14 protein-coding genes are annotated in these 12,384 nt (G+C 71.1%); 7 read left to right on the top strand and 7 right to left on the bottom strand.

The features are described from left to right. Positions 1-191, bottom strand: a 191-nt coding sequence (locus tag ADL01_RS43140; RefSeq protein WP_234354936.1) for a hypothetical protein, incomplete at its 3' end; no start/stop codon positions are given. On the opposite strand from ADL01_RS43140, the gene ADL01_RS37525 reads away from it, so the two are divergent. Beyond that, positions 119-1,159: a metallophosphoesterase gene (locus ADL01_RS37525; protein WP_324614653.1), complete on the top strand. Its 1,041-nt coding sequence runs from the start codon at positions 119-121 to the stop codon at positions 1,157-1,159. The two genes, ADL01_RS43140 and ADL01_RS37525, sit on opposite strands and share 73 nt — an antisense overlap. Before the next feature lie 55 nt (positions 1,160-1,214). Next, positions 1,215-1,886: an O-methyltransferase gene (locus tag ADL01_RS37530; RefSeq protein ID WP_053746550.1), complete on the top strand. Its 672-nt coding sequence runs from the start codon at positions 1,215-1,217 to the stop codon at positions 1,884-1,886. 57 nt (positions 1,887-1,943) lie between these two features. Here ADL01_RS37530 and ADL01_RS37535 read toward each other — a convergent pair whose 3' ends face one another. Further along, positions 1,944-2,336 carry a hypothetical protein gene (locus ADL01_RS37535; protein ID WP_053746551.1) on the bottom strand — a complete coding sequence of 131 codons (393 nt, stop codon included), beginning with the start codon at positions 2,334-2,336 and terminating at the stop codon, positions 1,944-1,946. A gap of 155 nt (positions 2,337-2,491) precedes the next feature. On the opposite strand from ADL01_RS37535, the gene ADL01_RS37540 reads away from it, so the two are divergent. Further along, the gene (locus ADL01_RS37540; RefSeq protein ID WP_053746552.1) at positions 2,492-2,914 is read left to right on the top strand and encodes a DUF1992 domain-containing protein; all 423 of its coding nucleotides are present in this window, start codon (positions 2,492-2,494) and stop codon (positions 2,912-2,914) included. A 58-nt stretch (positions 2,915-2,972) separates the two neighbouring features. Here ADL01_RS37540 and ADL01_RS37545 read toward each other — a convergent pair whose 3' ends face one another. After that, entirely contained in the window at positions 2,973-3,464 is a 492-nt protein-coding gene (locus tag ADL01_RS37545; protein WP_199835061.1) for a hypothetical protein, read from the bottom strand. A gap of 5 nt (positions 3,465-3,469) precedes the next feature. Then, positions 3,470-4,078, bottom strand: coding sequence for a hypothetical protein (locus ADL01_RS37550; protein ID WP_078961002.1), 609 nt, complete (start codon positions 4,076-4,078; stop codon positions 3,470-3,472). A gap of 90 nt (positions 4,079-4,168) precedes the next feature. Here ADL01_RS37550 and ADL01_RS37555 point away from each other — a divergent pair, with 90 nt between their 5' ends. Then, a complete protein-coding gene (locus ADL01_RS37555) occupies positions 4,169-4,714 on the top strand; it encodes a GNAT family N-acetyltransferase (RefSeq protein WP_107091104.1) in 546 nt (181 codons plus the stop codon). Here ADL01_RS37555 and ADL01_RS37560 read toward each other — a convergent pair. After that, positions 4,707-6,764, bottom strand: coding sequence for an MDR family MFS transporter (locus ADL01_RS37560; protein WP_053746555.1), 2,058 nt, complete (start codon positions 6,762-6,764; stop codon positions 4,707-4,709). The two genes, ADL01_RS37555 and ADL01_RS37560, sit on opposite strands and share 8 nt — an antisense overlap. Before the next feature lie 185 nt (positions 6,765-6,949). Between ADL01_RS37560 and ADL01_RS37565 the strand changes: the two genes are divergently transcribed. After that, positions 6,950-7,948: a peptidoglycan-binding domain-containing protein gene (locus ADL01_RS37565; protein WP_053746556.1), complete on the top strand. Its 999-nt coding sequence runs from the start codon at positions 6,950-6,952 to the stop codon at positions 7,946-7,948. A gap of 92 nt (positions 7,949-8,040) precedes the next feature. On the opposite strand, the gene ADL01_RS37570 is transcribed toward ADL01_RS37565, so the two are convergent. Next, a complete protein-coding gene (locus ADL01_RS37570) occupies positions 8,041-8,733 on the bottom strand; it encodes an HAD-IA family hydrolase (RefSeq protein WP_053746557.1) in 693 nt (230 codons plus the stop codon). 213 nt (positions 8,734-8,946) lie between these two features. After that, the gene (locus ADL01_RS37575; protein ID WP_053746558.1) at positions 8,947-9,528 is read right to left on the bottom strand and encodes a TMEM165/GDT1 family protein; all 582 of its coding nucleotides are present in this window, start codon (positions 9,526-9,528) and stop codon (positions 8,947-8,949) included. A 344-nt stretch (positions 9,529-9,872) separates the two neighbouring features. Between ADL01_RS37575 and ADL01_RS37580 the strand changes: the two genes are divergently transcribed. Together ADL01_RS37580 and ADL01_RS37585 are read left to right on the top strand one after the other, a co-directional pair. Beyond that, a complete protein-coding gene (locus tag ADL01_RS37580) occupies positions 9,873-10,517 on the top strand; it encodes an HNH endonuclease family protein (RefSeq protein ID WP_053746559.1) in 645 nt (214 codons plus the stop codon). Positions 10,518-10,690: 173 nt separating this feature from the next. Beyond that, on the top strand, positions 10,691-12,349 hold the full coding sequence (locus tag ADL01_RS37585; protein WP_053746560.1) for an alkaline phosphatase D family protein: 1,659 nt from the start codon (positions 10,691-10,693) through the stop codon (positions 12,347-12,349). The last annotated feature ends 35 nt before the right edge of the window (positions 12,350-12,384 follow it).

Genomic DNA, 12,384 nt, shown 5'->3' on the forward strand with positions numbered 1-12,384 from the left:
ACCCAGGTCTCCAGATCCGTCAGCCGGTCCGCCTTCGGGGTGCCGAGGACGGCGGCCACCTGTCTGACCGCGAGGACGGCGACGATGAGCCAGAGCACCGCACGGGCCACCTTCAGCCGTGCCCGCACTGCCTGGGCGCCACCCCCTCCGAAGGCACCTCCCGCTCCACCACCGTGCTCCGCGTTCGCCACGCCTCGCAGACCTCCTACCCAGTTCACCCCGTACGCTCCGTACACCCCATGAGTACCATTTGCCCTACACATCCCTTCCTGTACGACTCCCAGGAGAATCGCAGCGCCTCTGTGGGGTCGGTCGCTGCGGGGTCGGCGTAGCGTCGGCGGGATGCGGATCCTCCACCTCTCCGACACCCACATCGACCACGCCGGCGCACCCAACCGCAACGGCGTCGACCCGGCCGCGTCACTGCGCGGGATGCTCACCGACGTACGGCATCTCGCGGGCCTCTCGGCCGTCGTCGTCAGCGGGGACCTCGCGGACAGCGGGGCGCCTCTGCGCCACCGGCAACCACGACGAGCGCGTCGCCTTCGCGAAGGCGCTGGGCAGCGGGCACCTGGACCCGGCGGGCGGCGACCGCGCCGAGGACCGACTCGCCTCCGCCGACGGCGAGTTGGCGGCTTCAAGCCTCGTGGACGGGCACCGGATCGTCACACTCGACTCGCTCGTGCCGGGCAAGGTGTACGGATATCTCGGCGCCGCCCAACTCGACTGGCTGCGCGAGCTGTTGCGCACCCCGGCGCCGCACGGCACGACCGTCGTCCTGCATCATCCGCCGGTCACCCTCGACAACCCGCTCCAGCGGGCGCTGGGCCTCGGGAACCCGGCGGACCTGGCGGACGCCGTGCGCGGCAGCGACGTACGACTGATCCTGTGCGGGCACTTCCACCTCCAGATCATGGGGTACCTGGAGTCGGTGCCGGTGTGGGTTACACCGGGAGTGGTCAACCGGATCGACCTGACCGGCCCGGCGGGCACGGAACGGGCGGTGCGCGGGGCCTCGGCCACGCTCGTCGACCTGGACTCGCCGCACAGCCCGCTGTTCCACACGCTGCACGCCCGCGACCCCCGGGCCGGCGAGACGGTCTACGAACTCGACGAGGCGCGGATCAACGACGTGATCGCCCGAGAGAGCTACAAATGAGTCGGCACACGCCCCGCACCGCACACCCCGGTCCCGAACGGAAGGCACGACTCTCATGAGCGAGTCCCAGCACTGGGAAGACGTCGACGACTACTTCACCACCCTCCTGACTCCGGCCGACGACGCCCTGGAGGCCGCCCTGCGCGACAGCGACGCGGAGGGGCTGCCGCACATCAACGTGGCCCCGAACCAGGGCAAGCTGCTCCAGCTCCTCGCCCAGATCCAGGGCGCCCGCCGCATCCTGGAGATCGGCACCCTCGGCGGCTACAGCACCATCTGGCTGGGCCGCGCGCTCCCGGCCGACGGCAGGCTGATCACCCTGGAGTACGACGAGAAGCACGCCGACGTCGCCCGCCGCAACCTCGCCCGGGCCGGCCTCGACACCATCACCGAGGTGCGGACGGGCCCCGCCCTGGAGTCGCTGCCCAAGCTGGCCGACGAGAACCCGGCGCCGTTCGACCTGGTCTTCATCGACGCCGACAAGGCCAACAACCCGCACTACGTGGAGTGGGCCCTCAGGCTGACCACCACGGGCAGCCTGATCATCGTCGACAACGTGGTGCGCGGCGGCAAGGTGACCGAAGCGGACTCCACGGACCCGAGCATCCGGGGCACCCGCGCCGCGCTCCAGCTCATCGCCGACCACCCGAGGCTGAGCGGCACGGCGGTGCAGACGGTGGGCGGCAAGGGGTACGACGGCTTCGCCCTGGCGAGGGTGGTGTCGTAGGGCCTGTCGTCACATACCCGTCTGCCCAGGAGCCCGCACCGGGCCTCACCGCCGGGCTCAACCCTCGTGGTAGAAGCCCACGTTGACGCTGCGCGGCCCGGTGCGGTCCTGGACGACGACCTCTCCGGCACCGCCTCGGGGCAGCGGCACGCTCCCGCCGTACGACACCGTCTGCGCGTACTCGCCGACCACCAGCCGGACCTCGGAGGAAGGGTCGGGCTGGGAGCCCTGCAGCCAGGAGAGGTGCCAGGTGTGGTCGGGGCCACACAGGAACTCCAGGTGGACCCGTGAGACGAACAGCCAGTCCTCGGGCGTCACGAGACGACACGCGGCCTTGTCGCGGCCCACCCGCAGGACGGCCCCCGGTTCACTGGGCGCCTCGGCCATGAGCATGCCGGCCGTGGCGGCGGCGTCCGTCCCGGAGACGGTAGCCATGGTGAGTTCGAGCACGTGCGCTCCTTCTGAACGGTCACCGAGGTGACCCGACCGCTCCTCGTGGAACAGTCGTTGCTGAACAGTCCCTGTACGGCAGCCATGTTGCCGTACGCCGCCGCATGATAAATCGCCCCATCGTCGGGTTGGGCGAGGTCCGGCACAATGGACACATGACCGAACGCAAACCACCCGGTGTGAACTTCGAGACGTGGGTCGACAAGCAGATCCGCGAGGCGGAGGCACGCGGGGAGTTCGCCGAGCTCGCCGGGGCGGGCAAGCCGTTGGCCGACGGTGGCAACACGTCGTACGACGAGATGTGGTGGGTCAAGCAGAAGATGGCCCGCGAGGGGCTGTCGGTCCTGCCGCCGACACTGGCCCTGCGCAAGGAGGCGGAGGACGCGCTCGCGGCGGCGCTCCGGGCTCCCTCGGAGGGGGCGGTCCGCCGGATCGTCACGGAGATCAACGTCAAGATCCGCGACATGATGTACAAGCCGCCGCCCGGCCCCCCGCTGGGCCTCAAACCGTACGACGTCGACGAGGTCGTACGGGAGTGGCGGGAGACACGGGCGGGCCGGCCAGGGCAGACGGAGTAGGCGACTTCAGTCGCGGGCCTCAGCTGTGCACCTCAGCTGTGCACCTCAGCTGCGCACCTCAGCTGTGCAGCAGCCGCTCCGCCAGTGCGCGGTAGTCGCGCAGGGCTAGCCGGAGTTGTTCGGTGTCGCCGGAGTCCTTGCCGTCGGCGGAGCGCAGGGTCGCGCGTACGGTACGGCGGCTGCGGGCCACCGCCTCCGTGAAGCGCGCGGTGACCTCCTCCAGCACCCGGTCGGCCTCCTCCACGGACTCCTGGGGGCCGTCCACGAACCCGGTGACGGCGTGCTGGAGCCGCAGCGTCAGCTTGTCCCGCTCGTCCTGCGGGAGCAGCCCCGTCCCGTGGCCGTGGGACGAACCGGTCTCGCGGACACGGACGGGGGCCGGTGCGGCGGACGTCGGCGGCGGTACGGCGGGAGCGCCGACCTGCTTGCCGCCCTCGGGCCACTCCCTGTCCAGCTCGGGTTTCCGGGTGTCCAGCTCCGGTTTCCGGGTGTCCAGCTCCGGTTTCCGGGTGTCCAGTTTCTTCCCGTCCCGGTTGTCGATGTCCGTCATTCTGGTCAACTCCCCTTCAGCTGAAGCTTGTTGAGTCGTGACTTCGACTTGGGCTTCGACTTCGGCCGGGGCCGCTCCGCCGCGCCGACCAGCTCGTCGAAGAAGGCGCGGGCCTCGATCATCGACCTGCGCAGCTCCTCCGTGTCGGCCCGCTCCTCGCGGGCCGCGCGATGCACGCGCCGGTAGCCGTGCACCTGGTGGGCGTGGTGCACCGTGAGCGCGGCGAACTGCTCCTCGTACTGGCCCCCGTCGGGGAAGCCACGGGCTCCGGCCAGCTCGGCGAGGAGCAGGTCGGCGTCGGCGACCGCCTGCTGCGGCGAATCGACGAAGTGTTCCTGGGCGGCCGTCCAGCGGGCCGCGTACCGTTCGCGCTCGGCGGGATCCAGCGGCCGTTCCCGCAGGTCACCGTGGCGTTGCACGCGCTCGGCTAGTTCGCGGTCAGCGGCCTTGGTGTCCCCGTTGTGACGGGCGAGGACGCGCTCGTACTCGGGCCCGAAGCGCCGTTTCAGACTGCGTGGGCCGTGGGGGTTCGCGGCCCGCCGGTTGAGGGCGACCGCACCGATGACGACGGCCGCGACGACAACGATCAGAACGATGAGCATTCCTGTGGACATGAACGCCTTCCGTTTCTCGACGAACAGGCCGGTTATGACATCGGGTTGCCCGGAAGCCGCTCCCCAAACAGCCCTGGGAGAATGCCTGTCATGAGCTGGACCATCACCCCGGAACCCTTCGACTCCCCTGTCGCCGCCGCGCTCTGGCGGGCGTACTACACGGAGGTCAGCGACCGCTGGTATCTCCTGCACACGGGCCGGCGTACGGAGCCCGACGAGCTGGAGCTCAGCGTCGCAGCGGACTCGGGCGCCGAACTGACCCCGCCGGGCGGTCAGTTGCTCGTCGCCCGGTACGACGGTGAGCCGGCCGGCAGCGCGGGCGTACGGCTCCTCGACGCCACGACCTGTGAGCTGACCCGGGTCTTCCTGTACGAGGGGATGCGCGGCAGGGGTGGCGCCGCGCGTCTGGTGGCCGCGGCGGAGGACGCGGCACGGGCCCTCGGCGCCCGGCACCTGGTCCTGGACACCCGCTCCGACCTCGTCGAGGCACGCGCCCTGTACACGCGCCTGGGCTACACGGAGACCGAGCCCCACAACGACGCCGAGTACGCCGAGCACTGGTTCCGCAAATCCCTGGAAAGCCCCGGGAACCCGGCGAACCAGGAGATCTCGACGAGCCCGGCGCGCCTCAACTGAACCTGTCCGCCGAGCCGTTGTGCGGCTGTTCCGCGTCCGAACCGCACAGTTCCTCGTTCAGGAGTTTCACCAGCTGCACCAGGTCGGTGGGCCGGTCCGGGCCCCACCAGTCGCCCAGCAGCTCGGAAAGGGACTCCTCGCGGGCCTGCGCCAGCCGTTCGGCGACCTCGTGCCCCTCCTCGGTGAGGACCATCTCCAGGCCCTCGCGTACGGCGAGCCCGCGTTCCTCGACCTGCCGGGCACCCTCGATGATCACGGTCATCGGTACGAAGGTGCGCTCGGCCAGCACCGCGGGCTCCGCCCAGCCGTACCGCCGGATGCGCAGCAGCAGCCAGCTCGCCGCCGGGTACAGGTCGAGGCCGGCCCGTGCGGTGATGGTCCGGTAGATCTCGCGGCGCCCCTCGCGGGTGCCGAGCACGGACAGCGCGCGGCACACCTCGTCGTACGACGACCGCTGGACCGGGTTGCTGGCGAGGGTCTCCGTGACGTCGGGCGCGGTCACCGAACCGCGCAGCTTGTCCTCGCGCAGGAACCAGGCGAGGACGAAGCCGAGAACGGCGACCGGAGCGGCGTACAGGAACACGTCGGTGATGGCGGACGCGTACGCCTCCAGGGCTGCCGGGCGCAGGGTCGGCGGGAGGGCGGCCATGCCGCGCGGGTCGGCCTCCAGCGCGTCCGCGGACACCCCGGCGGGCAGCCGTACGCCCCGGAAGGCGTCAGTGAGCTTGTCGCCGAGGCGGCCGGCGAAGACCGTACCGAAGACGGCCACGCCGAAGGAGGCGCCGATGGAGCGGAAGAAGGTGGCGCCGGAGGTGGCGACGCCGAGATCCTCGTAACTGACCGCGTTCTGCACGATCAGCACCAGGACCTGCATGACCAGGCCGAGGCCCAGGCCGAAGACGAGGAAACAGGCGCTCATCTCGCCGGTGGTGCTGTGCTCGTCGAGACGGTGGAGCAGCAGGAGGCCGAGGGCGGTGACGCCGGTGCCCGCGATGGGGAACACCTTCCAGCGGCCCGTACGGCTGACGATCTGCCCGGAGACGGTGGAGGCGAGGAGCAGGCCGAACACCATCGGCAGCATGTGCACGCCGGACATGGTCGGGGAGACGCCCTGGACGACCTGGAGGAACGTCGGCAGGTAGGTCATCGCGCCGAACATGGCGAAGCCGACGATGAAGCTGATGACGGCCGTCAGGGTGAACGTGCGCAGCCGGAACAGCTTGAGCGGGAGGACGGGCTCGGCAGCCCGCCGCTCGACGAGGACGAAGGCGACGGCCAGCACCACTCCCAGCAGCGCCAGCCCGACGATCCGCGGCGAACCCCAGCCCCAGCCGTCGCCGAGGGAGGTGACGAGGATGAGACAGGTGGCGACGGAGGCGATGAGGAAGGTGCCCAGATAGTCGATGACATGCCGGGCGGACCGGCGCGGGATGCGCAGGACCGCCGCGATGACCGCGAGGGCGACGGCGCCGACGGGGAGGTTGACGTAGAAGACCCAGCGCCAGCTGAGATGCTCGGTGAAGAGCCCGCCGAGCAGCGGCCCGAGCACACTGGTCGCGCCGAAGACGGCACCGAACAGGCCCTGGTAGCGGCCCCGTTCACGCGGCGGGACCAGGTCCCCCACGATCGCCATCGACAGCACCATCAGCCCGCCGCCGCCGAGCCCCTGCAACGCCCGGAAGCCGATCAGCTGGGACATGTTCTGCGCCATGCCGCACAGCGCGGAACCGATCAGGAAGATCACGATCGCGGCCTGGAACAGCCGCTTGCGGCCGTACTGGTCACCGAGTTTGCCCCAGAGGGGTGTCGCGGCGGTCGACGCCAGCAGATAGGCGGTGACCACCCATGACAGGTGATCCATTCCGCCGAGATCGCTGACGATGGTCGGCAGCGCGGTCGACACGATGGTCTGGTCGAGTGCGGCGAGCAGCATGCCGAGCAGCAGGGCGCCGATGGAGACGAGCACGTTTCCGGGCACGTGTTCGGGCCCCGGGGCCGCCGGTCTCTCGGCCGCCGCGTCTCCCGTCCTACCGCGCGCTTCCGCGGCCATGAAGACCTCCTGTGACTCTTGTGACATCCCCATCGTGGTCGGTGTGACCGGTTATGGCCTGTCGAACCCTCACGAGCTTCGTCGGAACACCGGATTCCGGGGGCTTCCGGGAGAAGGTGTGAAGAGGCTTTGGATAATCTCTGAGATTCGTACGGGGGTTCGTACGTGGAAGGAACCGACGCGCAGTGAACGATCCGATGGGGCACGTGTGTCCGGAGTGCGGCGCGCCCCGGGGAGCCGACAACACGCCCTCCTGCGCCTGCGCCGAACGCGCGGCCGACGCCCACCTCGAGAACCGCACGGCGGAGGCGGCGGCAGCGGAGGACTTCGACCCCCTGCGCATACGCCCGTACGTGGAACTGACCCCCGAAACACCCGGGTCACCCACCTCGCCGACCTCGCCCGGCTCGCCCGGACACCTGACCGCGGACCCGGCGGCCGAGGCCACGATGCCGATGCGGGCGGTCCCGGAGACCGGCCGGCCGGACGAAGCGGCGACCGCTGCGATACCCGCGGTAGGGCCCCCTGACTCCGCTCCCGGCCTCCTGGCCGAGGACGAGCCGCCGACCGGGTCGGGCAGCCGCCCTCGGGTCCTCCTCCTCGGCGCCGCCGGAGCCGTCCTCGTCATCCTGGCGGCGGGCGGACTGGCCGGCGGGATGTTCACGTACGACAAACCGGCCCGGGACAACACGGCCGCCCAGGAGGTACGGGAGAGCGTCCCCGCGGCGACGACCAGTGCGGCGGCACCCCCGACCCCGTCAGCCAGTCCTACGCCGTCGAAGCCGGCGCCGAAGCAGCCCGCTCCCGCCCCCGCCCCCAGCCCGAGCCCGACCCCCTCGCCCACACTGACGGCCCCCTCGCCGACCCCGTCCGAGTCGGCCACCCCGACCCAGGCACCGTCGACCGCCGCGGCCACCGGCACGATCACCCCGGCCCCCGGCGGCGGCGCGCGGGACACCGTCCCGGTTCTGCGCCCCGGCGACCACGGCAACGAGGTCCTCGAACTCCAACTGCGGCTACGCCAGTTGGCCATCTACCTCGGCGAGACCGATGGCGTCTACGACGACAACGTGGAGAACGCGGTCAGCACGTACCAGACGACGCGCGGCATCGAAACGGAGGAATCGGGCGTGTACGACCGGACGACGCGGGAGCGCCTGGAATCGGAAACGACACAGCCGTAGGGCTGCGCGGGCTCAGCAGCTGGTGGGGGTTGCCCGTCCCCTGGGGGCCGCCGCCCCCAATCCCCCGCTGTCGGCCCTGACGGGCCTCGCCCTCAAACGCCGGACGGGCTGAGAGTGTTGGCGCCCACCCCAAAACGAACCCGCACCATCCCCTCCCCCAACCCCTCAACCCGCACCCCCGTCAGATCCGCCACCACCACATCCGGCCGGTGAACATGGGCCCGCGGCCCAACCCCCACCACCCGCATCCCCGCGGCGCGCCCCGCCGCGATCCCGGCCCCCGAGTCCTCGAACACCACACAGTCGGCCGGGTCGACACCCAACTCGGCCGCGCCCTTCAGGAACCCCTCGGGATCCGGCTTGCTCGCCCCGACGGACTCCGCCGTGACGCGTACGTCGGGCAGCCCCAGCCCCGCCGCCCCCATCCGCGCGGTCGACAGCGCGACGTCGGCGGAGGTCACCAGCGCGTGCGGCAGCCCCCGCAGGGACGCCAGGAACTCGAGGGCGCCTGGTATCGCGACGACACCGTCCAGGTCGGCGGTCTCCTCCGCGAGCAGCCGCGCGTTGTCGGCATAGTTCTGCTCCATGGGCCGCTCGGGCAGCAGTACGGCCATGGAGGCGTACCCCTGCCGTCCGTGCACCACCTTCATGACCTCGTCGCCGTCCAGCCCGTGCCGCCCGGCCCAGCGCCGCCAGACGCGCTCGACGACGGCGTCCGAGTTGACGAGGGTGCCGTCCATGTCGAGGAGGAGGGCGCGGGCGGTAAGCACGACGGGGACCGTCATCTGCAGGCTCCAGGGCACAGGTACGGGAAGATCGGCCCCGCCCGTCAGGGGCACAGGTACGGGACCAAGGCGGCCCCGCCCGCCGGTCAGGGAAAACGGGCGGGAGCCACTTTGTTCCTACACGGTACAAAACAACCGGCGCTCTCCGCTACCGCCTACGCGAACCGTTCACCGAGCGGCCACCTTCAGGGCGTCCACGCCCGCCCGCAACCCCTACCCAGCCACCGCCTCCCAAAGACTCCACACCCCGAGCCCCAGCATCAGCACCGCCGCGACCCTGGTGATCAGCTCCAGCGGCACCCGCTTCATCAGCGCCCGGCCCCCCACGATCCCGAGCCCGGCCACCGCCCACAGCGCGAGCACCGCACCGAGACCGACGGAGAGCGGATCGTCGTAGCGGGCGGCGAGGTTGGCCGTCATGATCTGTGTGAGGTCGCCGAACTCGGCGACCAGGATGAGCATGAAGCCCGCCCCCGCGACCTTCCAGAAGGACTGGTCCTCGGGGCGCCGGACCTCCTCCTCGTCCCCACCCTTCTTCATCAGCAGCACGGCGGCGCCGCCCAGGAACAGCACGCCGGTCAGCGCGTGCACAAGCCGCTGCGGCAGGAGGGTGAGGACACTGCCCGCCGCGACGGCGAGCACGACGTGCAGGGTGAACGCGGCGGCGACGCCGGCGAAGACGTACGAGGCGCGATAGCGGGTGCCGAGGACGAGCCCGGCGAGGGCCGTCTTGTCCGGGAGTTCGGCGAGGAAGACGACGCCGAAGACGAGCGCTGTCACGGTGAGGCTGATCAAGGTTCCTCAATCGGTCGGGGCTGCCCCGCCGAGAGTGTTACCGCAAGAACGACACCTCGGCACGGCAGCGCACGGTCAGTGCACTACTAGGCCGAAGGTCTCGCTGGCAGGCCATATGACGATGACCTGCCTCCGGGCGCCGGCTCAGACGAGCTGAGCAGTATGTCGACGGTCCGGCGAAGAGCTACTCCCCTTCTGCACCGTCCACGATAACCGACGCCCGAGGGGTGGCGATGTCATGCACACGACACTAACTTCTCACCGATCGCACATCTCACGGCAATCAACCGACGCGAGCATTCACTCGCTCGCGCTCAACGCCCGCATCCCCCGAGGGAGTTCGCATGCCGAAGTTCTACGCGCGTCGACGGATCAGCATACTCGCCGCGTTCACCGGGCTCATAGCCTCGGTCGGACTTTTCAACGGTCCGACCGCCTCCGCCGCTCTCCCCACCCCGGTCAGCGCCGCCACGGCCCGTACCTACCTCGCCTCCCTCACCGTGAAGACCGAGAACCGCACGGGCTACAGCCGCGATCTCTTCCCCACCTGGATCACGATCAGCGGCACGTGCAACACGCGTGAGTACATCCTCAAGCGCGACGGTTCGAACGTCGTCACCAACTCCGCCTGCACCGCCACCAGCGGCAGCTGGTTCTCCCCGTACGACGGCGCCACCTGGACCGCCGCCTCCGACCTCGACATCGACCACCTGGTCCCGCTCGCCGAGGCCTGGGACTCCGGCGCCGGCGCCTGGACCACCGCCCAGCGCCAGGCCTTCGCCAACGACGTCACCCGGCCGCAGCTCATCGCCGTCACGGACAACGTGAACCAGTCCAAGAGCGACCAGGACCCGGCCGAGTGGATGCCGTCGGTCACCTCGTACCGCTGCACGTACGTCCGCGCCTGGGTCCAGGTGAAGTACTACTACGACCTCGCGGTCGACTCGGCCGAGAAGAGCGCGCTCACGAACTACCTCGCGAGCTGCTGACCAGCTGCCGGCTGCCGGCGACCCGCTGAGCGGCCGTCGGGCCGCCAATGACCGGCCATCGAGCGGCCGTCGACCGGCCACTCACCGGCCATCGGCCGAATGCGCCATGCACGCAACCTCCCCGGCCTCCTCCGGCGTCCGTACCGTACGGTGCGACGGAGGAGGGTGATCACATGGCGACACTTCGCCTGGGACCGCTGCTGAGGTACGCCGACGGCTCGTCCGCGACCGTCTGGGTCGAGGCGAGCCGCCCCTGCACGGCCGAGGCGCGCTGCGCGGACGGCGCCGGCGGCAGCACCCGCACCTTCCAGGTCGCGGGCCACCACTATGCGCTGATCCCGGTCACGGGCCTCACCCCGGGCACGACGACGGCGTACGAGGTGCTCCTGGACGGCGTCCGCGTGTGGCCGCTGCCCGACTCGCCCTTCCCGCCCTCCGTCATCCGCACCGCCGACGACGGAGAGCGGGAAGCGGAGGGCGACGCGTTCCGGGTCGCCTTCGGGTCCTGCCGCTGGGCGGCGCCGGCCGCCGGCGAGAAGGACCCGGTGGGCGCGGACGCCCTGGACACCCTGGCCACGCGGATGGCGGCCGACCCCACGGGCGAACGCCCGGACGTCCTCCTCCTGTTGGGCGACCAGGTGTACGCCGACGAGGTGTCCCACGACACCCGCGACTGGCTGGCCGCCCGCCGGGACCTGTCCGAACCGCCGGGCGCCGAGGTCGCGGACTACGAGGAATACACCCACCTCTACTACGAGTCCTGGCTCGACCCCGACGTGCGCTGGCTGCTCTCCACCGTCCCCAGCTGCATGATCTTCGACGATCACGACATCGCCGATGATTGGAACACCAGCGCCGCCTGGCTGGCCGACATGCGGGACACCCCGTGGTGGCGCGAGCGGCTGCTGAGCGGCCTGATGTCGTACTGGGTGCACCAGCACCTGGGCAACCTCACCCCGGCCGAACTCGCCACCGACCCGCTGTACGCGGCCGTACGCGAGAGCCCCGACGGTACGGACGTCCTGCGCGCCTTCGCCGCGCGGGCGGACGCGGACCCCGACTCGGTCCGTTGGAGCTACCGGCGCGACTTCGGCCGCGTACGCCTGCTGATGGTGGACAGCAGGGCGGCCCGGGTCCTCGACGAGGACAGGCGCGCGATGCTGAATCCGGGCGCGGAGGCCTGGGTGCGCGAACAGGCGCTGGCGGATCCCGGCTCCTGCGACCACCTTCTCATCGGCACCTCGCTGCCCTGGCTGCTGCCGCACCTCGTGCACGACGCCGAGGCATGGGACGAGGCCCTGTGCGCGGGCGAACGCGGCGCGCGCTGGGCCCGGTTCGGGGAGAAACTGCGCCGCGCGGCCGACCTCGAACACTGGGCGGCGTTCACCCGCTCCTTCACCGCGCTGGCCGACCTGATCGCGGAAGTGGGTTCGGGCCCGCAGGCCCCGGCGACGGTGCTGGTCCTGTCGGGGGACGTCCACCACGCGTACGCGGCCGAGCCCACCTGGCCCGAGGCCTCCCGTCCGGACGCGCGCGTCCTCCAGCTGACCTGCTCCCCCGTCCACAACGCCATCCCGCTCTACATAAAGGCCGGCTTCCGGCTGGGCTGGAGCGGTCTGGGCCGCGCCCTGGGCCGCCGGCTCGCCCGGCACGGCCGGGTCCCGCGTCCGCCGGTCACCTGGCGCAGAACGGGCGGCCCCTGGTTCGGCAACATGCTGATGACCCTGACCGTGCGCGGCCGTTCGGCCCGGCTGCGGCTCGACCGGACCCGGGGCGAGAAGGGCGGCGGGGCACGGCTGGAGACGGTCATGGAGTCCGAGCTGAGCGCGTGAGGCATCCCACACCGGCGGCGACCCACGTCCCCGGT

Source organism: Streptomyces sp. NRRL WC-3618 (assembly GCF_001280005.1).
Lineage (GTDB): Bacteria > Actinomycetota > Actinomycetes > Streptomycetales > Streptomycetaceae > Streptomyces.

Bases quoted from the DNA above. Each gene is read 5' to 3' on its own strand.
- ADL01_RS37540 (WP_053746552.1), top strand. From the start codon at position 2,492: ATGACCGAACGCAAACCACCCGGTGTGAACTTCGAGACGTGGGTCGAC.
- ADL01_RS37560 (WP_053746555.1), bottom strand. From the start codon at position 6,764: ATGGCCGCGGAAGCGCGCGGTAGGACGGGAGACGCGGCGGCCGAGAGA.
- ADL01_RS37545 (WP_199835061.1), bottom strand. From the start codon at position 3,464: ATGACGGACATCGACAACCGGGACGGGAAGAAACTGGACACCCGGAAA.
- ADL01_RS37550 (WP_078961002.1), bottom strand. From the start codon at position 4,078: ATGTCCACAGGAATGCTCATCGTTCTGATCGTTGTCGTCGCGGCCGTC.
- ADL01_RS37570 (WP_053746557.1), bottom strand. From the start codon at position 8,733: ATGACGGTCCCCGTCGTGCTTACCGCCCGCGCCCTCCTCCTCGACATG.
- ADL01_RS37555 (WP_107091104.1), top strand. From the start codon at position 4,169: ATGAGCTGGACCATCACCCCGGAACCCTTCGACTCCCCTGTCGCCGCC.
- ADL01_RS37530 (WP_053746550.1), top strand. From the start codon at position 1,215: ATGAGCGAGTCCCAGCACTGGGAAGACGTCGACGACTACTTCACCACC.
- ADL01_RS37580 (WP_053746559.1), top strand. From the start codon at position 9,873: ATGCCGAAGTTCTACGCGCGTCGACGGATCAGCATACTCGCCGCGTTC.
- ADL01_RS37585 (WP_053746560.1), top strand. From the start codon at position 10,691: ATGGCGACACTTCGCCTGGGACCGCTGCTGAGGTACGCCGACGGCTCG.